The sequence below is a fragment of the Enterobacter sp. 04-C-12-SI-ECC genome, assembly GCF_047530715.1.
Classification (GTDB): Bacteria; Pseudomonadota; Gammaproteobacteria; order Enterobacterales; family Enterobacteriaceae; genus Enterobacter; species Enterobacter bugandensis.
In genome coordinates this window covers 176,367-200,184 of record NZ_JBLKDI010000005.1, presented here as the reverse complement: position 1 = coordinate 200,184, position 23,818 = coordinate 176,367, and the positions used below count along the sequence as shown (strand labels likewise).

The following is a 23,818-nucleotide window of genomic DNA, read 5'->3' as shown; positions in this document are numbered from 1 at the left end:
TTGATCGATAGCTGTTATCGCCGGGGCAAATCATCCCAGGTGCCGGGGGCAAGCTGTGACTGAATTTCGGGATAGCGTGCGGCATCAAATACCGGGGGAACACCCAGCTTGCGCTGGCGAAGATAATCCCTGGCAATAAGGTTCACAACGGGCGAGAGCAGCAGGATCGCCGTCAGGTTAGTGATTGCCATTAGCGCCATAATGACATCCGCCAGCTGCCAGACCAGCGGCATATTCAGAAGGGAGCCCGCGATCACCATCAGTACTACGCCCAGGCGAAGCAGGAGAATGGCCGGACGAGAGTCGTATTTCAGGAAGATAAGGTTATTTTCGGCGTACAGGTAATTCACCACAATCGAACTGAAGGCGAACAGCATCAAAATGAGCGAGACAAATCCCGAACCCCAGCCGCCGGTCAGGTTCACCAGCGCCTGCTGAAGAAGCTGTATTCCGTCGATATCCGAGTCATGCGCCACAGGACCGGCCAGCAGGAGGATCATGGCGCTGGCGGAACAGATAATAACGGTATCCATAAACACGCCTATCATCTGCACGATACCCTGCGCTGCCGGGTGCGGCGGCCAGGAAGAGGCGGCCGCGGCGGCGTTGGGAGTAGAGCCCATCCCGGCTTCATTGGAGAACATGCCTCGCTGAAAACCTGCCATCAGCGCCTGGCTCAGGGTGTAGCCCAGCGCGCCTGACGCCACCTCACGCCAGCCAAAGGCGCTTTTAAAGATGGTCGCAATCACGTCCGGAACCTGGTCGGCATGTAGCGCAGCGACGACCAGGCTCGCGGCAACCCAGAGCAGCGCCATGATGGGAACCAGCCACTGCATCATGCGGGCAACGCCTTTCAGGCCGGCAGAAATGGTGAGCAAAACAAAGAGGGCTAAACCGATGCCGGTGATCCACTCCGGGCAGGAGAAGGTGTAGCGCAGGGCATGGGCGACGGAGTTTGACTGCACGGTATTAAAAATAAGACCGTACGCGAGCAGTAAAAAAAGCGAGAACAGAACGCCCATCCAGCGCATTCCTAAGCCACGCGCCATATACCAGGCCGGACCGCCGCGAAACTGCCCGTTTCTGTCTTTCTCTTTGTAGAGTTGCGCCAGCGAACTTTCGGCAAAAGAGGTAGCCATTCCGAGAAGCGCCGTGACCCACATCCAGAACACCGCGCCTGGCCCACCGGCGCTGATGGCCAGCGCAACGCCCGCCAGGTTTCCGCTACCGAGGCGGGCAGCCAGGCTGGTACACAGCGCCTGAAACGATGTTAATCCGCCCGGCTGGGGCGTGACGCTGTTTTTCAGACTTCTGCCAAACTTGCGAATATAGCGAAACTGGATAAACCCACTGCGTAGCGTAAACCAGATACCTGCTCCCAGAAGCAGGTAGATCATTATCGAACCCCAGAGGACTTCGTTAATAAAGAAAAGGAAATCAGGCATTAACGTCCCTCTTGTTGATGCCAACGTGAATATGTAAGCGCTACCACTGATTGGGCATGCTGTTGCTTAGCAGCCTGTTAATATTTTGAGTTTATCATACTCTGCCTAAGCGCACTGTCTGCGGTTGCGCTACCCCTCCGTCGTGTTATCATCAGGGCAGACCGGTTACATCCCCCTAACAAGTAAACCTGTCATTTTTCCGCTGCAGGCATGCTGTCGGTAGCGTGAATTATCCAGGGCACGTTAAAAGAGAAACACTATCATGACGGATAAATTGACCTCCCTTCGTCAGTTCACCACTGTCGTAGCTGACACCGGAGATATCGCGGCAATGAAGCTGTACCAGCCGCAGGATGCCACAACTAACCCTTCTCTGATCCTTAACGCCGCACAGATCCCTGAGTATCGCAAACTGATTGACGAGGCTGTGACCTGGGCGAAAGCACAGAGCAATGACCGTGCGCAGCAGGTTGTGGATGCTACCGATAAACTGGCAGTGAACATCGGTCTGGAAATCCTGAAGCTGGTTCCGGGCCGTATCTCTACCGAAGTGGATGCACGTCTCTCCTACGACACCGAAGCGTCAATCGCGAAAGCAAAACGCCTGATCAAACTGTACAACGACGCGGGCATCAGCAACGACCGTATCCTGATCAAACTGGCGTCGACCTGGCAGGGCATTCGCGCTGCCGAGCAGCTGGAAAAAGAAGGCATCAACTGTAACCTGACCCTGTTGTTCTCCTTCGCGCAGGCGCGTGCATGTGCGGAAGCAGGCGTGTACCTGATTTCTCCGTTCGTGGGCCGTATTCTGGACTGGTACAAAGCCAACACCGACAAGAAAGAGTACGCAGCGTCTGAAGATCCAGGCGTGATTTCCGTGACTGAAATCTACGAATACTACAAACAGCATGGCTATGAGACCGTGGTTATGGGTGCAAGCTTCCGTAACGTGGGCGAAATCATTGAGCTGGCTGGCTGTGACCGTCTGACCATCGCCCCTGCGCTGCTGAAAGAGCTGGCAGAAAGCGAAGGTGCTATCGAGCGTAAGCTGTCTTATACCGGCGAAGTGAAGGCGCGCCCGGAGCGCATCACCGAATCCGAGTTCCTGTGGCAGCACAACCAGGATCCAATGGCGGTAGACAAACTGGCGGACGGTATCCGCAAGTTTGCTATCGACCAGGAAAAACTGGAAAAAATGATCGGCGACCTGCTGTAATCATTCTGCGTGACCGGGCTCCCGGTCACGCGTCTTCTTCTGTCCTCTGTCTGAATTTTCCCTCTGCGTGTATCATTCCCTTTAATCAGTTCTTTTTGAATGGAATGGATATGAATACCTTACGCATCGGCTTAGTGTCGATTTCTGACCGCGCCTCCAGCGGCGTTTACCAGGATAAAGGCATCCCCGCTCTGGAAGAGTGGCTGGCAAGCGCGCTGACCACCCCGTTTGAGATCCAGACTCGCCTTATCCCCGACGAACAGCCGATCATTGAGCAGACCCTGTGCGAGCTGGTGGATGAGATGAGCTGTCACCTTGTGCTCACCACGGGTGGAACTGGCCCCGCGCGTCGTGATGTGACGCCGGACGCGACGCTGGCTATCGCCGACCGAGAAATGCCGGGCTTCGGCGAACAGATGCGCCAGATCAGTCTACACTTTGTCCCGACGGCAATCCTTTCCCGCCAGGTGGGGGTGATCCGCAAACAGGCGCTGATACTGAACCTGCCGGGGCAGCCAAAGTCGATCAAAGAGACGCTGGAAGGATTAAAAGCCGAGGACGGTAGCGTCATCGTGCACGGCATATTTGCAAGTGTACCGTATTGTATACAGCTTCTTGACGGGCCGTACGTGGAAACTGACGACAAAGTGGTAGCAGCATTTCGTCCTAAAACCGCACGCCGCGAGACAATCTCCTGAAATTTACTAAAATGTGACATTAGCGCCAGCCGCAGTAGCGTGTAAATGGATTTACGATATAGTAATTTTTTCTTTACGGTTGCTGTAAAAAATAATCCACAACACATGCACAATGGTTCGCTATGTCACATAACACCCGACCTCTGAATCGACAGGACTACAAAACGCTTACGCTCGCCGCCTTAGGTGGCGCGCTGGAGTTTTACGACTTCATCATCTTTGTCTTCTTCGCCGCCGTGGTGGGGGCGCTCTTCTTCCCGGCGGATATTCCAGAATGGCTGCGTCAGGTGCAAACCTTCGGCATCTTTGCTGCCGGGTATCTGGCACGTCCGCTGGGCGGCATCGTCATGGCCCACTTTGGCGATCTTGTCGGGCGTAAGAAGATGTTTACCCTGAGCATCCTGCTGATGGCGGTGCCGACGCTGGCCATCGGCCTGCTGCCCACCTATGCCTCCATGGGCATTCTCGCCCCGCTATTGCTGCTGCTGATGCGCATTCTTCAGGGCGCGGCCATCGGCGGGGAAGTGCCGGGGGCCTGGGTGTTTGTGGCGGAGCACGTTCCTGCCCGCCGCATCGGGATTGCCTGCGGAACGTTAACGGCGGGGCTGACAGTAGGGATCCTGTTGGGGTCGGTGGTGGCGACGATAGTCAACACCAGCATGACGCAGCAGGCCGTGCACGACTGGGGCTGGCGTATTCCGTTCCTGCTGGGCGGGGCGTTTGGCCTGGTGGCAATGTACCTGCGCCGCTGGCTGCAGGAGACGCCGATTTTCCTCGAAATGCAGCAGCGTAAAGCGCTGGCGCAGGAGTTGCCAGTCAAAGCCGTTGTGGTGCGTCATAAAAAAGCGGTGGTGGTGTCGATGCTGCTCACCTGGCTGCTGTCGGCGGGCATCGTGGTGGTGATTTTGATGTCGCCGGTGTGGCTGCAGAAACAGTACGGTTTCGCCCCTGCCGTGACCTTACAGGCAAACAGTATTGCGACAATCATGCTCTGCTTTGGCTGTCTGGCCGCCGGGCTGGCGGCGGATCGTTTCGGTGCCAGCCTGACCTTTATTGTCGGCAGCCTACTGCTGGCCGCGTCGAGCTGGGCGTTTTACCATCTTGCGGGCAGTCATCCTGAACAGCTGTTCCTGCTGTACGGCATCGTGGGGCTGTGCGTGGGCGTCGTGGGGGCTGTGCCTTACGTCATGGTACGCGCTTTTCCGCCGGAGGTGCGTTTCACCGGGATATCGTTCTCTTATAACGTCGCGTATGCCATTTTCGGCGGGCTGACGCCGATAGTGGTCACGGTGATGATGGGGGTGTCGCCGATGGCGCCTGCCTGGTATGTACTCGCGCTCTCGCTGATGGGGCTGGGATTAGGCGTTTGGCTTCGTCAGGCGGGGGAATATCGTACCCGCGAGGCGGGCACGACAGAGGGATCAGTGTTTTTCACCAATAGGTAAAATGGTGCGGTCAAACTGTTCGTTCAGCACTTCACCCATTGCCAGGTAGATAGCGCTTGCGCCGCACACCAGGCCAATCCAGCCTGCTACGTGAACGATGCCTTCGTTATCCGCCAGGTGGCCAATCGCCAGCAGGGCGAACAGCACGGTCAGGCTCAGGAAGACGAACTGCAGCGCGCGGTTGCCTTTCAGGGTGCCGAAGAACATGAACAGGGTAAAGACGCCCCACAGGCCCAGATAGACGCCCAGGAAGTGGGCATTTGCCGCGTCTGCCAGGCCCATTTTAGGCATCAGCAGGATGGCGACCAGGGTCAGCCAGAAAGAACCGTAAGAGGTGAAGGCGGTTAAGCCGAAGGTATTGCCTTTCTTATATTCCAGCAGGCCCGCGAAGATTTGCGCGATACCGCCGTAAAAAATGCCCATCGCCAGGATTACGCCGTCCATCGGGAACATCCCGATGTTGTGCAGGTTCAGCAGAATGGTGGTCATGCCAAAACCCATCAGGCCCAGCGGAGCCGGATTAGCCAACTTAGTGTTGCCCATAAGTCCTCAAAAAAATCATCATTAAAATGGTGAAATGGTTAAACCCGCGTCAATACTCCCTGACGGGGCGCGGCATCATAATGGGCGGCATCGACGCCGTCTATGATCTCATCAGGGTGAAATTAAAATTTTTTTTATGCTTGCCCCTTGATGGATGCCGTCGCGACCCCATCTTGTAGTCAACCGCAGTGTGTGGACCTGAAAAAAATCAAATCTGGGCAGTTGAAAAAGCACGTTCTGCCCTTATTACAGGTACACAACCACATGTTGACTGAATTTTTAGTGGAGACGTTTAGATGGGTAAAATTATTGGTATCGACCTGGGTACTACCAACTCTTGTGTAGCGATTATGGACGGCACTACTGCACGCGTGCTGGAGAACGCCGAGGGCGATCGCACCACGCCTTCTATCATTGCTTATACCCAGGATGGTGAAACTCTGGTTGGTCAGCCGGCTAAACGTCAGGCAGTGACAAACCCGCAAAACACCCTGTTTGCGATCAAACGCCTGATTGGCCGCCGCTTCCAGGACGAAGAAGTTCAGCGTGACGTTTCTATCATGCCTTACAAAATCATCGCAGCAGATAACGGCGATGCGTGGCTTGATGTGAAAGGCACCAAAACGGCACCACCGCAGATCTCTGCTGAAGTGCTGAAAAAAATGAAGAAAACCGCTGAAGATTACCTGGGTGAGCCGGTAACTGAAGCTGTTATCACCGTTCCTGCTTACTTCAACGATGCTCAGCGTCAGGCAACCAAAGATGCTGGCCGTATCGCAGGTCTGGAAGTAAAACGTATCATCAACGAACCAACCGCGGCTGCACTGGCTTACGGTCTGGATAAAGAAGTCGGCAACCGTACTATCGCGGTTTACGACCTGGGTGGTGGTACCTTCGATATCTCTATTATCGAAATCGACGAAGTTGACGGCGAAAAAACCTTCGAAGTTCTGGCAACCAACGGTGATACCCACCTGGGTGGTGAAGACTTCGATACCCGTCTGATCAACTACCTTGTTGACGAGTTCAAGAAAGATCAGGGCATTGACCTGCGTAACGACCCGCTGGCGATGCAGCGCCTGAAAGAAGCCGCTGAGAAAGCGAAGATCGAACTGTCTTCTGCTCAGCAGACCGACGTGAACCTGCCGTACATCACCGCAGACGCGACCGGTCCTAAACACATGAACATCAAAGTGACCCGTGCGAAACTGGAAAGCCTGGTAGAAGACCTGGTGAACCGTTCTATCGAGCCGCTGAAAGTTGCACTGCAGGATGCTGGCCTGTCCGTATCTGACATCCAGGACGTTATCCTGGTGGGTGGTCAGACCCGTATGCCAATGGTTCAGAAGAAAGTGGCTGAATTCTTTGGTAAAGAGCCACGTAAAGACGTGAACCCGGACGAAGCGGTAGCTATCGGTGCGGCGGTTCAGGGTGGTGTATTGACCGGTGAAGTGAAAGACGTACTGCTGCTGGACGTTACCCCGCTGTCTCTGGGTATCGAAACCATGGGCGGTGTGATGACTGCGCTCATCAACAAAAACACCACCATCCCAACCAAGCACAGCCAGGTGTTCTCTACCGCTGAAGACAACCAGTCTGCGGTAACCATCCATGTGCTGCAGGGTGAGCGTAAGCGTGCGTCTGATAACAAGTCTCTGGGTCAGTTTAACCTGGACGGCATCAACCCGGCACCGCGCGGCATGCCGCAAATCGAAGTTACCTTCGACATCGATGCTGACGGTATCCTGCACGTGTCTGCGAAAGACAAAAACAGCGGTAAAGAGCAGAAGATCACCATCAAGGCATCTTCTGGCCTGAATGAAGCGGAAATCGAAAAAATGGTTCGCGATGCCGAAGCTAACGCGGAATCCGACCGTAAGTTCGAAGAGCTGGTTCAGACCCGTAACCAGGGTGACCATCTGCTGCACAGCACCCGTAAGCAGGTTGAAGAAGCGGGCGATAAACTGCCAGCGGAAGACAAAACTGCTATCGAAGCTGCACTGACCGCGCTGGAAACGTCTCTGAAAGGCGAAGACAAAGCGGATATCGAAGCTAAGATGCAGGAGCTGGCACAGGCTTCCCAGAAGCTGATGGAAATCGCTCAGCAGCAGCACGCACAGCAGCAGGCAGGCGCTGACGCTTCTGCGAACAACGCGAAAGACGACGACGTTGTCGACGCTGAGTTCGAAGAAGTTAAAGACAAAAAATAATCGCCCTGATGCAGGGTAATTAATCGGCACGGGCGTAGGAGAACTCTCCACGCCCGTGCTCGCATGTTAAGGGGCTTAAAAAAACCAATGGCAAAGCAAGACTATTACGAGATTTTAGGCGTTCCGAAAACTGCGGAAGAGCGTGAAATCAAAAAGGCGTATAAGCGCCTGGCCATGAAATTCCACCCGGACCGTAATCAGGGTGACAAAGAGGCTGAAGCAAAATTTAAAGAGATCAAAGAAGCCTACGAAGTCCTGACCGATGCACAAAAACGTGCGGCCTATGACCAGTACGGCCACGCGGCCTTTGAACAGGGCGGCATGGGCGGCGGTGGATTCGGTGGCGGCGGCTTTGGCGGCGGTGCGGATTTCAGCGACATCTTTGGTGACGTGTTCGGCGATATCTTCGGCGGCGGTCGTGGTCGTCAGCGCGCAGCGCGCGGCGCAGACCTGCGCTACAACATGGATCTCACTCTTGAAGAGGCCGTTCGTGGCGTCACGAAAGAGATCCGTATCCCGACGCTGGAAGAGTGTGACGTTTGCCACGGCAGCGGCGCGAAAGCGGGTACCCAGCCACAGACCTGTCCAACCTGTCATGGCTCCGGCCAGGTACAGATGCGCCAGGGCTTCTTCGCGGTACAGCAGGCCTGTCCGCACTGTCACGGTCGCGGTACGCTGATTAAAGATCCGTGCACCAAGTGTCATGGCCACGGTCGCGTTGAGAAAACCAAAACCCTGTCCGTTAAGATCCCGGCTGGCGTTGATACGGGCGACCGCATCCGTCTGGCGGGTGAGGGCGAAGCAGGCGAGCACGGCGCGCCGGCAGGCGATCTGTACGTTCAGGTTCAGGTGAAGCAGCACGCCATCTTCGAGCGTGAAGGCAATAACCTGTACTGTGAAGTGCCGATCAACTTCGCGATGGCGGCTCTCGGCGGTGAAATCGAAGTGCCGACGCTGGACGGTCGCGTCAATCTGAAAATCCCTGGTGAAACCCAGACCGGCAAGCTGTTCCGCATGCGCGGCAAAGGCGTAAAATCCGTTCGCGGTGGTGCGCAGGGCGACCTGCTGTGCCGCGTCGTCGTGGAAACGCCGGTTGGCCTGAACGACAAGCAGAAACAGCTGTTGAAAGAGCTTCAGGAGAGCTTTGGCGGCCCAACGGGTGAGAAAAACAGCCCGCGCTCCAAAAGCTTCTTTGATGGCGTCAAAAAATTCTTCGATGATTTGACCCGCTAATTCGTTAGCTGTGTCTAACTTCAAAAAGCCCGGAAGCGATTCCGGGCTTTTTTTTACAGTTATAGATCGGTAAAACTGAGTCTATACCCAATATTAATCTGTTTTTGCCGAGGTATTTGGCTTGGTATTATGGTTTTATCGAGGTATCGTTGTAAAAGAGAGAACATAAATGAAATTACTACACCGTTTCTTTAGCAGTGAGGCGTCCGGTGGTGTGATCCTGATTATTGCCGCGGCCGCCGCGATGGTGCTGGCTAACCTGGGCATGACCCGCGATCTCTATCACGCATTTCTGGAAACGCCCGTCGAGCTGAAGGTCGGGGCGCTGGAAATTAACAAGAACATGCTGCTGTGGATCAACGATGCGCTAATGGCGGTGTTCTTCCTGCTCGTTGGTCTTGAGGTTAAGCGCGAGCTGGTGCTAGGTTCGCTAGCCAGCCGCCAGCGTGCGGCGTTCCCGGTTATTGCCGCGCTCGGTGGGATGGTCGTTCCAGCGCTGCTCTTCCTCGCATTTACCTGGCAGGATCCTGTCGCGCGTGACGGCTGGGCTATCCCGGCCGCAACGGATATCGCCTTTGCGCTCGGTGTCTTAGCTCTGCTCGGCAGCCGCGTGCCGGTTGCGCTGAAAATCTTCCTGATGGCGCTGGCGATCATTGATGACCTGGGCGCCATTGTGATTATCGCGCTCTTCTATACCAGCGATCTGTCGATCCTGTCCCTGAGCGTAGCCGCCGGGGCGATTGCGGTGCTGGCGGTGCTGAACATCTTCAACGTTCGCCGCATCGGTATCTATATCCTGGTGGGGATGGTGCTGTGGACGGCGGTGCTGAAATCCGGCGTGCACGCCACGCTGGCCGGCGTGATTGTGGGCTTCTTCGTGCCGCTTAAGGCGCAGGACGGTAAGTCACCCGCTAAACAGCTGGAACACGTGCTGCACCCGTGGGTCGCCTTTATGATCCTGCCGCTGTTTGCGTTTGCCAACGCGGGCGTTTCCCTGCAGGGCGTTACGCTGGACGGGCTGACGTCTGTCCTGCCGCTGGGCATTATTGCCGGGCTGTTTATCGGTAAGCCGCTGGGGATCAGCCTTTTCTGCTGGCTGGCGCTGAAGATGAAGCTGGCATCGTTGCCGAACGGTACAACCTTTAGTCAGATCATGGCCGTCGGCATACTGTGCGGTATTGGATTCACCATGTCGATCTTTATCTCGACGCTGGCGTTTGGTGCAAACGCGCCAGAGCTCATCGTCTGGGCGAAGCTCGGCATTCTCATCGGGTCATTACTGGCGGCAGTGATTGGGTATACCTTGTTGAAGGTGAAGTTGTCCGGACAGGCCGTCCAGGCATAATGGAACACCGGGAGAAGGTCACTCTTCTCCCGATACACACTCAGGGAGCGAAGACGCGATGCCTCATTTGAATTACAACCATCTTTACTACTTCTGGCACGTTTACAAACAGGGCTCGGTCGTGGGGGCTGCAGAGGCGCTTTACCTGACGCCGCAAACCATCACCGGGCAAATCAAAGCCCTTGAAGAACGGCTGCAGGGTAAGCTCTTCAAGCGCAAGGGCCGTGGGATTGAGCCGAGCGAGCTGGGGGAACTGGTTTTCCGCTATGCGGACAAAATGTTCACCCTGAGCCAGGAGATGCTGGATATCGTCAACTACCGCAAAGAGTCGAACCTGCTCTTTGACGTGGGGGTGGCGGATGCACTGTCCAAACGGCTGGTAAGCGGCGTGCTGGATGCCGCCGTGGTAGAGGATGAACAAATCCATCTGCGCTGCTTTGAATCCACACACGAGATGCTGCTGGAGCAGCTGAGCCAGCACAAGCTGGACATGATTATCTCGGATTGCCCCATCGACTCCACGCAGCAGGAGGGGCTGTTCTCGGTGAAAATTGGCGAATGCGGCGTGAGCTTCTGGTGCATCAATCCACCGCCGGAGAAACCTTTCCCGGCCTGTCTGGAAGAGCGTCGCCTGCTGGTGCCGGGAAGGCGTTCCATGCTCGGACGCAAGCTGCTGAACTGGTTTAATTCGCAGGGGCTGAACGTGGAGATCCTCGGTGAGTTCGACGATGCGGCGCTGATGAAAGCCTTTGGCGAAGCGCATAATGCGATCTTCGTGGCGCCAACGCTCTACGCGCACGATCTCTATTCAGACGATAAGATTACGGAGATTGGCAGAGTAGATAACGTGATGGAGGAGTACCACGCCATATTCGCCGAAAGGATGATTCAACACCCGGCGGTGCAGCGAATCTGCAACCGTGACTACTCGGCGCTGTTTACGCCACCGGCATTCTGAAGACATAAAAAAACCCGCGTTAAGCGGGTTCTTTAAACAAGCAACAACAAGTAGCGATTAAGCCAGTTTGTTGATCTGCGCGGTCAGGTTTGCTTTATGACGCGCTGCTTTGTTTTTGTGGATCAGACCTTTAGCAGCCTGACGATCCACGATTGGTTGCATTTCGTTAAATGCGTTCTGCGCTGCAGCTTTGTCGCCAGCTTCGATTGCTGCGTATACTTTCTTGATGAAAGTACGCATCATAGAGCGACGGCTTGCGTTGTGCTTACGAGCCTTTTCAGACTGAACGGCACGTTTCTTAGCTGATTTGATATTAGCCAAGTCCAACTCCCAAATATGTTCTATGTGGACAATTCAAAGGCCGAGGAATATGCCCTCTTTGCCTTCTTTTGTCAATGGATTTGTGCAAATAAGCGCCGTTAATTAGCGACGCTACGTTACGTAGTGATGGCGCAGGATTCTACCAGCTTGTCTTTCGTGAATACAGCCTTTCGGCGTAAAAATCGCAGTTCACGGGCAGATTTTTTCGCTGTGAAAGGTCAGCCTGATGAAATCATTACGGCTTTCTGTTTTGCGCGAACAATCGCCGGTTAACCTTAACCGCTGTACAAGGTATACTTTGGCGATTTTCACTGTTTTGAGCCAGACATGAAGCTGATACGCGGCATACATAATCTCAGCAGAGCGCCACACGGGTGCGTGCTGACCATTGGTAATTTCGACGGCGTGCATCGTGGTCATCAGGCGCTGTTGCAGGGATTGCGTAAAGAAGGGGAGGCCCGTGGCCTGCCCGTTGTGGTGATGATTTTCGAGCCACAGCCGCTGGAGCTGTTCGCGGGCGATAAATCTCCCGCTCGGCTAACTCGCCTGCGCGAAAAGTTGCGCTACCTGGCGGAGTCCGGCGTGGACTACGTATTGTGTGTGCGTTTCGATCGCCGCTTTGCCGCACTGACAGCACAAAATTTTGTCAGCGACCTGCTGGTTAAGCGTCTTGGCGTTCAGTTTCTCGCCGTGGGGGATGATTTCCGCTTTGGCGCTGGTCGTCAGGGCGATTTCTTGCTATTACAGAAGGCTGGTCTGGAGTACGGTTTTGACGTCACCAGCGCGATGACCTTCTGTGAAGGCGGCGTGCGCGTCAGCAGCACGGCGGTGCGGCAGGCGCTGGCTAATGATGAACTGGAGACGGCAGAAACTTTGCTGGGCCATCCGTTCACCATTTCTGGCCGCGTGGTTCATGGCGATGCGCTGGGCCGCACGATTGGTTTCCCGACGGCGAATATACCGCTGCGTCGTCAGGTTTCCCCGGTTAAAGGGGTCTATGCGGTGGAAGTGGCAGGGCTGGGCGATAAGTCGTTTTACGGCGTTGCCAACATTGGCACGCGTCCTACCGTTGCCGGTGTGCGTCAACAGCTTGAAGTGCACCTGCTGGACGTTGTAATGGACCTTTATGGTCGCCATATAGATGTAATACTGCGTAAAAAAATACGCAACGAGCAGCGATTTGCTTCGCTGGATGAACTTAAGGCGCAAATCGCGCGAGATGAATTAACGGCCCGCGAGTTTTTTGGGCTTTAGAACCGGCTTAACTGCCTACGTGATAAATACGGAACCGAGAATCTGATGAGTGACTATAAATCAACCCTGAATTTGCCGGAAACAGGGTTCCCGATGCGCGGCGATCTCGCCAAGCGTGAACCGGGAATGCTGGCGCGTTGGACCGATGATGACCTGTACGGCATCATTCGTGCAGCCAAAAAAGGCAAAAAAACCTTCATTCTGCATGATGGCCCTCCATATGCGAATGGCAGCATTCATATTGGTCACTCAGTAAACAAGATTCTGAAAGATATTATCGTGAAGTCCAAAGGACTCGCGGGATTTGACTCGCCTTACGTGCCGGGCTGGGACTGCCACGGTCTGCCGATCGAGCTGAAAGTGGAGCAAGAGTTTGGCAAGCCAGGTGAGAAGTTCACCGCTGCAGAGTTCCGCGCGAAGTGCCGCGAATACGCGGCCACCCAGGTTGAAGGCCAGCGCGCTGACTTTATCCGTCTGGGCGTGCTGGGCGACTGGTCGCACCCGTACCTGACCATGGACTTCAAAACCGAAGCCAACATCATCCGTGCGCTGGGCAAAATCATCGGTAACGGTCACCTGCATAAAGGCGCCAAGCCTGTGCACTGGTGCGTGGACTGCCGTTCTGCGCTGGCAGAAGCGGAAGTGGAATATTACGACAAAACTTCACCTTCTATCGACGTGGCCTTCGAAGCGGTCGATCAGGATGCCATTAAAGGTAAATTCGGTCTGCCTGGCGTTAGCGGCCCGATCTCTCTGGTGATCTGGACCACTACCCCGTGGACGCTGCCAGCCAACCGTGCAATCTCTCTCTCCGGCGAGTTCGAATATGCGCTGGTGCAGATTGATGGCCGCGCGGTTATCCTGGCGAAAGATCTGGTTGAAAGCGTGCTGAAACGCGCGAATATCACCGACTACACCGTGCTGGGCACCGTAAAAGGCGACGCGCTGGAGCTGATGCGCTTCAAACACCCGTTCCTGGACTTCGACGTTCCGGCGATCCTGGGCGACCACGTCACGCTGGACGCGGGTACCGGAGCGGTACATACCGCCGGTGGCCACGGTCCTGACGACTACAACATCAGCCTGAAATACGGCCTGGAAATTGCCAACCCGGTAGGCCCGGACGGTTCTTACCTGCCTGGCACCTACCCGGCGCTGGATGGTATCAATGTCTTCAAAGCCAACGACATCATCGTTGACATGCTGCGCACCAGCGGCGCGCTGCTGCACGTTGAGAAAATGCAGCACAGCTATCCGTGCTGCTGGCGACACAAGACGCCGATCATCTTCCGTGCGACCCCGCAGTGGTTCGTCAGCATGGATCAAAAAGGCCTGCGCGAGCAGTCTCTGAAAGAGATCAAAGGCGTGCAGTGGATCCCGGACTGGGGCCAGGCGCGTATCGAATCCATGGTGGCTAACCGTCCTGACTGGTGTATCTCCCGTCAGCGTACCTGGGGCGTGCCGATGTCGCTGTTCGTGCATAAAGAGACGCATGAGCTGCACCCGAACACCCTGGAACTGATGGAAGAAGTGGCGAAGCGCGTCGAAGTTGACGGCATTCAGGCGTGGTGGGATCTCGACGCCCGCGACATCCTGGGCGCGGACGCGGACAACTATGAGAAAGTGCCAGACACCCTGGACGTGTGGTTCGACTCCGGGTCGACTCACGCCTCCGTAGTTGACGTGCGTCCGGAGTTTGCCGGTCACGCTGCCGACATGTATCTGGAAGGTTCCGACCAACACCGCGGCTGGTTCATGTCATCCCTGATGATCTCCACCGCGATGAAAGGTAAAGCGCCTTACCGTCAGGTACTGACCCACGGCTTCACCGTGGATGGTCAGGGCCGTAAGATGTCTAAATCTATCGGCAACACCGTTTCGCCGCAGGACGTGATGAACAAGCTGGGCGCGGACATCCTGCGTCTGTGGGTAGCCTCAACCGACTACACTGGCGAAATGGCGGTGTCTGACGAGATCCTGAAGCGTGCTGCCGACAGCTATCGTCGTATCCGTAACACCGCGCGCTTCCTGCTGGCGAACCTGAACGGGTTCGATCCAGTGAAAGACATGGTGAAACCGGAAGAGATGGTCGTGCTGGACCGCTGGGCGGTAGGCTGCGCGAAAGCGGCGCAGGAAGATATCCTGAAAGCCTATGAGTCTTACGACTTCCACGAAGTGGTGCAGCGCCTGATGCGCTTCTGCTCCATCGAGATGGGCTCGTTCTACCTCGACATCATCAAAGATCGCCAGTACACCGCGAAAGCGGACAGCGTGGCGCGCCGTAGCTGCCAGTCCGCGCTGTTCCACATCGCAGAAGCGCTGGTGCGCTGGATGGCGCCGATCATGTCCTTCACCGCGGATGAAATCTGGGGCTATCTGCCGGGCGACCGTGAGAAGTATGTCTTCACCGGCGAGTGGTATGAAGGTCTGTTCGATCTCTCCAGCTCCGAAGCAATGAACGATGCCTTCTGGGACGAGCTGCTGAAAGTGCGTGGCGAAGTGAACAAGGTTATCGAGCAGGCGCGTGCGGATAAGAAAGTCGGTGGCTCTCTGGAAGCGGCAGTGACCCTGTACGCCGAACCGGAGCTGGCGGCGAAGCTGACCGCGCTGGGCGATGAATTACGATTTGTCCTGTTGACCTCCGGTGCAAAAGTTGCGGATTATGCCGAGGCTTCTGCTGATGCTCAGCAGAGCGAGTTGCTCAAAGGCCTGAAAGTCGCACTGAGCAAAGCCGAAGGAGAGAAGTGCCCGCGCTGCTGGCATTACACTACCGATATCGGCCAGGTGGCGGAACACGCAGACATCTGCGGACGCTGTGTAAGCAACGTCGCCGGTGACGGCGAAAAACGTAAGTTTGCCTGATGAGTAAAACTCTCTGTTCAACAGGACTGCGCTGGCTGTGGCTGGTTGTGGTAGTGCTGATTATCGATCTGGGCAGCAAGTTCCTGATCCTCCAGAATTTCGCTCTGGGGGAGACGGTTTCGCTGTTCCCGTCGCTTAACCTGCACTATGCGCGCAACTACGGCGCGGCGTTTAGCTTCCTTGCCGACAGCGGTGGCTGGCAGCGCTGGTTCTTCGCGGGTATCGCTCTCGGTATCTGCGTGGTGCTGGCTGTGCTGATGTACCGCTCGAAGGCCACGCAAAAGCTGAATAACATCGCCTACGCGCTGATCATTGGCGGCGCGCTGGGCAACCTGTTTGACCGCCTGTGGCACGGCTTTGTGGTCGATATGATCGACTTCTACGTCGGCGACTGGCACTTCGCGACCTTTAATCTGGCCGACACCGCCATTTGCATCGGTGCGGCGTTAATCGTGCTGGAAGGCTTCTTGCCTAAACCCGCAGCGAAAGAGCAGGCGTAATTGTCAATGCCGGGTGATGCGCTGCGCCACCCGGCACAACATTAAAGAGCAATGTGTATGTCTAAATCCGTACAGAGCAACAGCGCGGTTCTGGTTCACTTCACGCTGAAGCTGGATGACGGCTCCACGGCTGAATCCACCCGCAATAACGGCAAACCTGCCCTGTTTCGTCTCGGCGATACCTCCCTGTCTGAAGGTCTTGAGCAGCAGCTCCTGGGCCTGAAAGAGGGTGAGAAAAAAGCGTTCTCGCTGGAGCCGGATGCCGCGTTTGGCGTGCCAAGCCCGGACCTGATTCAGTATTTCTCGCGCCGCGAGTTTATGGACGCGGGCGAACCGGAAATCGGGGCGATTATGCTCTTTACCGCTATGGACGGCAGCGAAATGCCTGGCGTGATCCGCGAGATTAACGGCGACTCTATCACCGTTGACTTCAACCATCCGCTTGCCGGGCGTACCGTTCATTTTGATGTTGAAGTGCTGGAGATCGATCCGGCACTGGAGGCCTGAAATGCAGATCCTGTTGGCTAACCCGCGCGGCTTCTGCGCCGGTGTAGACCGCGCTATCAGCATTGTTGAAAACGCGCTGGAGATTTACGGCGCGCCGATTTACGTGCGTCACGAAGTGGTGCATAACCGCTACGTGGTCGACAGCCTGCGCGAGCGCGGTGCTATTTTCATCGAGCAGATCAGCGAAGTGCCGGACGGTGCGATCCTGATCTTCTCTGCGCACGGCGTCTCTCAGGCGGTCCGTAACGAAGCGAAAAGCCGCGATCTGACCGTATTCGATGCCACCTGTCCATTAGTGACAAAAGTGCATATGGAAGTGGCGCGCGCCAGCCGTCGCGGTGAAGAGTCGATTCTGATTGGCCACGCCGGTCACCCGGAAGTTGAAGGCACCATGGGCCAGTACAGCAACCCGGAAGGGGGAATGTACCTGGTGGAGTCGCCGGAAGATGTCCTGACGCTGAACGTGAAAAACGAAGCGCGTCTGTCGTTTATGACCCAGACCACGCTCTCCGTAGACGACACCTCAGACGTGATTGACGCCCTGCGCCAGCGCTTCCCGAAAATCGTCGGGCCGCGTAAGGATGATATCTGCTACGCCACCACTAACCGTCAGGAAGCGGTGCGCGCGCTGGCTGAACAGGCGGACGTGGTGCTGGTTGTCGGCTCTAAAAACTCCTCTAACTCCAACCGTCTGGCCGAACTGGCGCAGCGTATGGGGAAAGCGGCGTTTTTAATCGACGACGCGACGGACATCCAGGAAGCGTGGGTGAAAAATGCGGCCTGCGTTGGCGTTACCGCAGGCGCTTCCGCGCCGGATATCCTGGTGCAGAACGTGATTGCTCGTCTGCAGGAGCTGGGCGGGGGCGAAGCGGTTCCGCTGGAAGGACGCGAAGAGAATATCGTCTTCGAAGTGCCGAAAGAGCTGCGTATCGACGCCCGCGAAGTGGAATAATTTCTTTTCTGATGAAAGGCCAGCACCTCCTGTGCTGGCCTTTTTTTTGCCCCGGACTTTATCGTGACGACAAAATCATGTCTTTTACTGATATCTGAGTCGGTTTCACGTTAAATTCTAATTATTGGTGTTTTCAGTTGGCAGCCTTTACGAAGGCTGGTTAATCTGAAAACGGTTTACATCATTTTAACGTAAGAGAATAACTATGCATGATGCACAGATCCGTGTCGCCATTGCGGGCGCGGGTGGACGTATGGGTCGCCAGCTGATTCAGGCGGCAATACAAATGGAAGGCGTGGCACTCGGCGCGGCGCTGGAGCGTGAAGGTTCATCCCTGCTGGGATCCGATGCGGGTGAACTGGCCGGCGCGGGCAAGACAGGCGTTACCGTTCAGAGCAGCCTTGATGCGGTGAAAGATGACTTTGACGTGTTCATCGACTTTACCCGTCCCGAAGGCACCCTGTCTCACCTGGCGTTTTGCCGCCAGCACGGTAAAGGGATGGTGATTGGCACTACCGGCTTCGATGATGCGGGTAAACAGGCCATTCAGGATGCAGCCACCGACATTGCGATTGTCTTTGCCGCGAACTTTAGCGTAGGCGTTAACGTCATGCTGAAGCTGCTGGAAAAAGCGGCGAAGGTGATGGGCGACTACACCGACATTGAGATTATTGAAGCGCACCACCGCCATAAAGTTGATGCTCCATCAGGCACGGCGCTGGCGATGGGCGAAGCGATTGCTTATGCAATGGATAAAGATTTAAAAGACATCGCGGTCTATTCCCGTGAAGGGCATACCGGAGAACGCGTGCCGGGCACCATTGGTTTCGCAACCGTCCGGGCGGGCGATATCGTCGGCGAACACACGGCGATGTTCGCCGATATTGGCGAACGTGTTGAGATTACGCACAAAGCGTCAAGCCGCATGACGTTCGCCAATGGCGCAGTACGCTCCGCGTTGTGGCTGAAATCGAAAGAAAAGGGTCTTTTTGATATGCGAGATGTGCTGGATCTCAACAATTTGTAAGCTTTATTACCCATCGTGATGTGGTTATTGCAGTTGTAATATATTGATTGCATAGGGCAATAATTTATTGCCCTCTTATTTTATTTGTTTTAGATGGATTTTGGTTATTAATGGCCATAAATCTGACTTTTATGCCATTATTATGTGAAGTGAATGTAAATTTTGACCATTTGGTCCACTTTTTGTCGCTCTCGTCTCTTAATTTCCATAAAACCTACCGCGCAAGCGTTTTCCAGGATGATTTAGCTGATCTTTTTGCCCGTTAAATCCTATTCAAGCTGCCAGTCCTGCAAAAGAATAAACAAAATATCCGTTTTAAGTTGACTTTTACCCACCAAATCTCCAGAATGCCGCCGTTTGCCAAAAATCCGCTGGCAACACATTTGCATTGATCTATGACATAGTCATGAATTAATATGCAAATAAAGTGAGTGAATATTCTCTGGAGGGTGTTTTGATTAAGTCAGCGCTATTGGTTCTGGAAGACGGAACCCAGTTTATCGGTCGGGCCATAGGGGCAACGGGTTCGGCGGTTGGGGAAGTCGTTTTCAATACTTCAATGACCGGTTATCAAGAAATCCTCACTGATCCTTCCTATTCTCGCCAAATCGTTACTCTTACTTATCCTCATATCGGCAATGTCGGCACCAATGCGGCTGACGAAGAATCCTCTCAGGTACATGCGCAAGGCCTGGTCATTCGCGACCTGCCGCTGATTGCCAGCAACTTCCGCAACACTGAAGACCTCTCTTCTTACCTGAAGCGCCATAACATCGTGGCGATTGCCGATATCGATACCCGTAAGCTGACGCGTCTGCTGCGCGAGAAGGGGGCACAGAACGGCTGCATCATCGCAGGGGATAACCTCGATGCGACGCTGGCGCTGGAAAAAGCGAAAGCCTTCCCGGGCCTGAACGGTATGGACCTGGCGAAAGAAGTGACTACCGCCGAAGCCTACAGCTGGACGCAGGGGAGCTGGACGCTGGAAGGCGACCTGCCGGAAGCGAAAAAAGAGAACGAACTGCCGTTCCACGTGGTGGCCTATGATTTTGGTGCCAAGCGCAACATCCTGCGCATGCTGGTTGACCGCGGCTGCCGCCTGACGGTGGTTCCGGCGAAAACATCCGCTGAAGAGGTGCTTAAGATGAACCCGGACGGCATCTTCCTCTCTAACGGCCCAGGCGACCCGGCACCGTGCGATTACGCTATCGACGCCATCAAGTCCTTCCTGGAAACCGACATCCCGGTATTCGGCATCTGCCTCGGCCATCAGCTGCTGGCGCTGGCGAGCGGTGCGAACACCGTCAAGATGAAGTTCGGCCACCACGGTGGTAACCACCCGGTGAAAGACATTGATAACAATACGGTGATGATTACCGCGCAGAACCACGGTTTCGCCGTCGATGAAGCCTCTATGCCAGCTAACCTGCGCGTGACGCACAAATCACTGTTCGATGGCACCCTGCAGGGTATCCACCGTACCGATAAGCCAGCGTTCAGCTTCCAGGGCCACCCGGAAGCCAGCCCGGGCCCGCACGACGCCGCGCCGCTGTTCGATCACTTCATCGAACTTATCGAGCAATACCGTAAGACCGCTAAATAATCAGGAGCCGAGAAGACCATGCCAAAACGTACAGACATAAAAAGCATCCTGATCCTTGGCGCTGGCCCGATCGTCATCGGCCAGGCCTGCGAATTCGACTACTCCGGCGCGCAGGCGTGTAAAGCGCTGCGCGAAGAGGGTTACCGCGTTATCCTGGTGAACTCTAACCCGGCGACCATCATGACCGACCCGGAAATGGCGGATGCCACCTACATCGAGCCGATTCACTGGGAAGTGGTACGTAAAATCATCGAAAAAGAGCGCCCGGACGCGGTGCTGCCAACCATGGGCGGCCAGACGGCGCTGAACTGTGCGCTGGAGCTGGAGCGTCAGGGCGTGCTGGCTGAATTTGGCGTCACCATGATTGGTGCGACCGCCGACGCGATTGATAAAGCCGAAGACCGTCGCCGCTTTGACGTGGCGATGAAGAAAATCGGCCTCGACACCGCGCGTTCCGGTATTGCGCATAACATGGAAGAGGCGCTGGCCGTTGCGGCTGAAGTGGGCTATCCGTGCATCATCCGTCCATCGTTCACCATGGGCGGCACCGGTGGCGGTATCGCCTACAACCGCGAAGAGTTCGAAGAGATTTGCGAGCGCGGTCTGGATCTCTCCCCAACCAAAGAGCTGCTGATTGATGAATCGCTGATTGGCTGGAAAGAGTACGAGATGGAAGTGGTGCGTGATAAAAACGACAACTGCATCATCGTCTGCTCCATCGAAAACTTCGATGCGATGGGTATCCACACCGGCGACTCCATCACCGTTGCGCCAGCCCAGACGCTGACCGACAAAGAGTATCAAATCATGCGTAACGCCTCGATGGCGGTACTGCGTGAAATCGGCGTGGAAACCGGCGGCTCTAACGTGCAGTTCTCCGTTAACCCGAAAACCGGCCGCCTGATTGTTATCGAAATGAACCCGCGCGTCTCCCGTTCCTCCGCGCTGGCCTCCAAAGCCACCGGCTTCCCGATTGCGAAAGTGGCGGCGAAGCTGGCGGTGGGTTACACCCTCGACGAGCTGATGAACGACATCACCGGTGGCCGCACGCCTGCGTCCTTCGAGCCGTCCATCGACTACGTTGTGACTAAAATTCCTCGCTTTAACTTCGAGAAATTTGCGGGCGCGAACGACCGTCTGACGACCCAGATGAAATCTGTGGGTGAAGTGATGGCGATTGGCCGCACGCAGCAGGAATCCCTGCAGAAAGCGCTGCGCGGTCTGGAAGTGGGCGCCACCGGTTTTGACCCGAAAGTGAGCCTGGACGACCCGGAAGCGCTGACCAAAATCCGCCGCGAGCTGAAAGACGCGGGCGCAGAGCGCATCTGGTACATCGCCGATGCCTTCCGCGCGGGCCTGTCCGTCGACGGCGTATTTAACCTGACCAACATCGACCGCTGGTTCCTGGTGCAGATTGAAGAGCTGGTGCGTCTGGAAGAGAAGGTGGCCGAGCTGGGCATCAACGGCCTGGACGCAGACTTCCTGCGCATGCTGAAGCGTAAAGGCTTCGCCGATGCGCGTCTGGCTAAGCTGGCGGGCGTGCGCGAAGCGGAAATCCGCAAGCTGCGCGACCAGTATGACCTGCACCCGGTTTACAAGCGCGTGGATACCTGTGCGGCAGAGTTCTCGACCGATACCGCGTACATGTACTCCACCTATGAAGACGAGTGCGAAGCGAATCCGTCCGTCGACCGCGACAAGATTATGGTGCTGGGCGGCGGTCCAAACCGTATCGGCCAGGGCATTGAGTTCGACTACTGCTGCGTACACGCCTCGCTGGCGCTGCGCGAAGACGGTTACGAGACCATCATGGTCAACTGTAACCCGGAAACTGTTTCTACCGACTACGACACCTCCGATCGCCTCTACTTCGAGCCGGTTACCCTGGAAGACGTGCTGGAAATCGTGCGCATCGAGAAGCCAAAAGGCGTTATCGTGCAGTACGGCGGTCAGACCCCGCTGAAGCTGGCGCGCGCGCTGGAAGCGGCGGGCGTGCCGGTTATCGGTACCAGCCCGGACGCGATTGACCGTGCCGAAGACCGCGAGCGTTTCCAGCAGGCGGTTGACCGTCTGAAGCTGAAGCAGCCGGCGAACGCCACGGTGACGGCCATCGAACAGGCCGTTGAGAAGGCGAAAGAGATTGGCTACCCGCTGGTGGTGCGTCCGTCCTACGTGCTGGGCGGCCGCGCGATGGAAATCGTCTACGACGAAGCCGACCTGCGCCGCTACTTCCAGACGGCGGTGAGCGTTTCCAACGATGCGCCAGTGCTGCTTGACCGCTTCCTCGACGACGCGGTTGAGGTGGACGTGGATGCCATCTGCGACGGCGAAATGGTGCTGATTGGCGGCATCATGGAGCACATCGAGCAGGCGGGCGTGCACTCCGGCGACTCCGCCTGTTCTCTGCCAGCGTACACCCTGAGCCAGGAAATTCAGGACGTGATGCGCCAGCAGGTGCAGAAGCTGGCCTTCGAACTGCAGGTTCGCGGCCTGATGAACGTCCAGTTTGCGGTGAAAGACAACGAAGTTTATCTGATTGAAGTCAACCCGCGTGCGGCGCGTACCGTACCGTTCGTCTCTAAAGCCACCGGTATTCCGCTGGCGAAAGTGGCGGCGCGCGTGATGGCCGGCCAGACGCTGGCGCAGCAGGGCGTGACAAAAGAGATCATCCCGCCGTATTACTCGGTGAAAGAAGTGGTGCTGCCATTCAACAAATTCCCGGGCGTTGACCCGCTGTTAGGGCCTGAAATGCGCTCAACCGGGGAAGTGATGGGCGTGGGCCGCACCTTCGCAGAAGCGTTTGCCAAGGCGCAGCTGGGCAGTAGCTCCACCATGAGAAAATCGGGCCGTGCGCTGCTCTCCGTTCGCGAAGGCGATAAAGAGCGCGTGGTTGACCTGGCCGCCAAGCTGCTGAAACAGGGCTTCGAGCTGGACGCAACCCACGGTACGGCGATTGTGCTGGGTGAAGCCGGTATTAACCCGCGTCTGGTGAACAAAGTGCATGAAGGTCGTCCGCACATTCAGGATCGTATCAAGAATGGCGAATATACCTACATCATCAACACCACCGCAGGACGCCAGGCGATTGAAGACTCCAAGCTGATTCGCCGCAGCGCGCTGCAATACAAAGTGCACTACGACACCACCCTGAACGGCGGTTTCGCAACAGCGATGGCGCTGAATGCGGATGCCACCGAAAAGGTGATTTCGGTGCAGGAAATGCACGCGCAGATTAGCAAGTAACCCCCATTGCCCGGTACCGTTCGGTTACCGGGCAATTTTCCCATCTTAAGAACCTTCTGGTTTTTCATCCGCTTTCAGTCAGTTAGCCTAAAATAGTTAGGTCGATAACGAAAATTCAACTGAGAGCAGGGGAAAACACCATGCAAAATAAATTACTGATCGCTTCCGTTCTGGCTGCCACCGCAATGTTTACCGTCGCGGGCTGTTCGTCCAATCAGGCCGTAAAAACCACAGATGGTAAAACCATCGTGACTGACGGGAAACCGCAGGTGGATGACGATACCGGCCTGGTGTCGTACAAAAACGCCGAAACCGGTCAAACTGAACAGATTAATCGCGACCAGGTGAAATCCATGGGCGAGCTGGATAACTAATTCAGTTTTCTGACGTAGCCCGTCAATAATATTCACTATTAGCCTGTTGAATTACTGTCTACACTCTTCTGGTAAAAGAAGG

General features: G+C 55.8%; 19 protein-coding genes and 1 pseudogene. 17 read left to right on the top strand and 3 right to left on the bottom strand.

Annotated elements, in window-relative coordinates:
- Positions 1-14 precede the first annotated feature (14 nt).
- Positions 15-1,445 (bottom strand): alanine/glycine:cation symporter family protein, encoded by a 1,431-nt coding sequence (locus ACMWL8_RS10560; protein WP_045259427.1) that lies wholly within the window; start codon positions 1,443-1,445, stop codon positions 15-17.
- Between the two features lie 262 nt (positions 1,446-1,707).
- Here ACMWL8_RS10560 and tal point away from each other — a divergent pair, with 262 nt between their 5' ends.
- From tal to ACMWL8_RS10545, 3 genes are all read left to right on the top strand, one after another.
- Positions 1,708-2,661: a transaldolase gene (tal, locus tag ACMWL8_RS10555; RefSeq protein ID WP_003856481.1), complete on the top strand. Its 954-nt coding sequence runs from the start codon at positions 1,708-1,710 to the stop codon at positions 2,659-2,661.
- 110 nt (positions 2,662-2,771) lie between these two features.
- Positions 2,772-3,359, top strand: coding sequence for a molybdopterin adenylyltransferase (gene mog, locus ACMWL8_RS10550; protein ID WP_045259428.1), 588 nt, complete (start codon positions 2,772-2,774; stop codon positions 3,357-3,359).
- A gap of 122 nt (positions 3,360-3,481) precedes the next feature.
- Positions 3,482-4,804, top strand: a complete 1,323-nt coding sequence (locus tag ACMWL8_RS10545; RefSeq protein WP_414751583.1) for an MFS transporter — start codon at positions 3,482-3,484, stop codon at positions 4,802-4,804.
- Here the strand turns inward: ACMWL8_RS10545 and satP are convergent.
- On the bottom strand, positions 4,781-5,347 hold the full coding sequence (gene satP, locus ACMWL8_RS10540; protein ID WP_041911269.1) for an acetate uptake transporter: 567 nt from the start codon (positions 5,345-5,347) through the stop codon (positions 4,781-4,783). The genes ACMWL8_RS10545 and satP overlap by 24 nt on opposite strands.
- Positions 5,348-5,643: 296 nt before the next feature.
- Between satP and dnaK the strand changes: the two genes are divergently transcribed.
- The 4 genes from dnaK (at position 5,644) to nhaR (ending at position 11,093) form a co-directional block, all read left to right on the top strand.
- Positions 5,644-7,557, top strand: a complete 1,914-nt coding sequence (gene dnaK / locus ACMWL8_RS10535; protein WP_028015465.1) for a molecular chaperone DnaK — start codon at positions 5,644-5,646, stop codon at positions 7,555-7,557.
- Between the two features lie 87 nt (positions 7,558-7,644).
- Positions 7,645-8,790 (top strand): molecular chaperone DnaJ, encoded by a 1,146-nt coding sequence (gene dnaJ / locus ACMWL8_RS10530; protein ID WP_008502040.1) that lies wholly within the window; start codon positions 7,645-7,647, stop codon positions 8,788-8,790.
- Positions 8,791-8,959: 169 nt separating this feature from the next.
- Positions 8,960-10,135, top strand: coding sequence for a Na+/H+ antiporter NhaA (gene nhaA / locus ACMWL8_RS10525; protein ID WP_045259430.1), 1,176 nt, complete (start codon positions 8,960-8,962; stop codon positions 10,133-10,135).
- 58 nt (positions 10,136-10,193) lie between these two features.
- A complete protein-coding gene (gene nhaR, locus ACMWL8_RS10520; protein ID WP_028015467.1) occupies positions 10,194-11,093 on the top strand; it encodes a transcriptional activator NhaR in 900 nt (299 codons plus the stop codon).
- 57 nt (positions 11,094-11,150) lie between these two features.
- On the opposite strand, the gene rpsT is transcribed toward nhaR, so the two are convergent.
- The gene (gene rpsT, locus ACMWL8_RS10515; RefSeq protein ID WP_003856458.1) at positions 11,151-11,414 is read right to left on the bottom strand and encodes a 30S ribosomal protein S20; all 264 of its coding nucleotides are present in this window, start codon (positions 11,412-11,414) and stop codon (positions 11,151-11,153) included.
- A 101-nt stretch (positions 11,415-11,515) separates the two neighbouring features.
- Between rpsT and ACMWL8_RS10510 the strand changes: the two are divergent.
- The 10 genes and pseudogenes from ACMWL8_RS10510 to ACMWL8_RS10465 all read left to right on the top strand — a co-directional run bounded on the left by ACMWL8_RS10510 (position 11,516) and on the right by ACMWL8_RS10465 (position 23,736).
- A pseudogene (locus ACMWL8_RS10510) lies at positions 11,516-11,734 on the top strand (DUF2575 domain-containing protein).
- Between the two features lie 7 nt (positions 11,735-11,741).
- Entirely contained in the window at positions 11,742-12,668 is a 927-nt protein-coding gene (ribF, locus tag ACMWL8_RS10505; RefSeq protein WP_045259431.1) for a bifunctional riboflavin kinase/FAD synthetase, read from the top strand.
- Positions 12,669-12,713: 45 nt separating this feature from the next.
- On the top strand, positions 12,714-15,530 hold the full coding sequence (ileS, locus tag ACMWL8_RS10500) for an isoleucine--tRNA ligase (protein WP_045259432.1): 2,817 nt from the start codon (positions 12,714-12,716) through the stop codon (positions 15,528-15,530).
- A complete protein-coding gene (gene lspA / locus ACMWL8_RS10495) occupies positions 15,530-16,030 on the top strand; it encodes a signal peptidase II (RefSeq protein WP_028015470.1) in 501 nt (166 codons plus the stop codon). Before ileS ends, lspA begins: the two co-directional genes overlap by 1 nt.
- Positions 16,031-16,087: 57 nt before the next feature.
- Positions 16,088-16,537 carry an FKBP-type peptidyl-prolyl cis-trans isomerase gene (gene fkpB, locus ACMWL8_RS10490; RefSeq protein WP_003856450.1) on the top strand — a complete coding sequence of 150 codons (450 nt, stop codon included), beginning with the start codon at positions 16,088-16,090 and terminating at the stop codon, positions 16,535-16,537.
- Between the two features lies 1 nt (position 16,538).
- A complete protein-coding gene (gene ispH, locus ACMWL8_RS10485; protein WP_028015471.1) occupies positions 16,539-17,489 on the top strand; it encodes a 4-hydroxy-3-methylbut-2-enyl diphosphate reductase in 951 nt (316 codons plus the stop codon).
- 205 nt (positions 17,490-17,694) lie between these two features.
- Positions 17,695-18,516 carry a 4-hydroxy-tetrahydrodipicolinate reductase gene (gene dapB / locus ACMWL8_RS10480; RefSeq protein WP_045259433.1) on the top strand — a complete coding sequence of 274 codons (822 nt, stop codon included), beginning with the start codon at positions 17,695-17,697 and terminating at the stop codon, positions 18,514-18,516.
- Between the two features lie 454 nt (positions 18,517-18,970).
- Entirely contained in the window at positions 18,971-20,119 is a 1,149-nt protein-coding gene (carA, locus tag ACMWL8_RS10475) for a glutamine-hydrolyzing carbamoyl-phosphate synthase small subunit (protein WP_041911264.1), read from the top strand.
- 18 nt (positions 20,120-20,137) lie between these two features.
- Positions 20,138-23,362 (top strand): carbamoyl-phosphate synthase large subunit, encoded by a 3,225-nt coding sequence (gene carB, locus ACMWL8_RS10470; protein WP_008502028.1) that lies wholly within the window; start codon positions 20,138-20,140, stop codon positions 23,360-23,362.
- A gap of 140 nt (positions 23,363-23,502) precedes the next feature.
- Complete coding sequence (locus ACMWL8_RS10465; protein ID WP_003856439.1) at positions 23,503-23,736, top strand: YgdI/YgdR family lipoprotein; 234 nt, start codon at positions 23,503-23,505, stop codon at positions 23,734-23,736.
- The last annotated feature ends 82 nt before the right edge of the window (positions 23,737-23,818 follow it).